This is a genomic window from Priestia sp. SIMBA_032 (genome assembly GCF_046535215.1).
GTDB classification, from domain to species: Bacteria; Bacillota; Bacilli; order Bacillales; family Bacillaceae_H; genus Priestia; species Priestia aryabhattai.
In genome coordinates this window covers 1-273 of record NZ_JAWRXD010000630.1, presented here as the reverse complement: position 1 = coordinate 273, position 273 = coordinate 1, and the positions used below count along the sequence as shown (strand labels likewise).

The 273-nt window shown below is 59.0% G+C and carries 1 protein-coding gene; it reads left to right on the top strand.

All coding sequences use genetic code 11. The annotated features are described in order from the left end of the window. A partial coding sequence (locus SB717_RS35780; RefSeq protein WP_410907715.1) for a glycoside hydrolase family 3 N-terminal domain-containing protein occupies positions 1-273 on the top strand: 273 nt, incomplete at both ends.

Genomic DNA, 273 nt, shown 5'->3' with positions numbered 1-273 from the left:
GCCCCGCGCTCGCAGCTACGTTCAACGCGGACCGCGCAAAGGAAATGGGTGTCGCACTTGGACTGGAGACACGCTCGAGCGGCTTTCAGCAGATAGCCGGTCCTGGGATGAACATGTATCGCACGCCCTACTCAGGCCGTTCGTTTGAATACGTATCCGGAGAAGATCCGTATCTCGGCGCAGTGATGGCCGCGGCGGAGATCAACGGTATTCAGTCGCAAGGTGTGTGGGCGGACGCAAAGCATTACATCGCCAACGAACAGGAAGCCAACC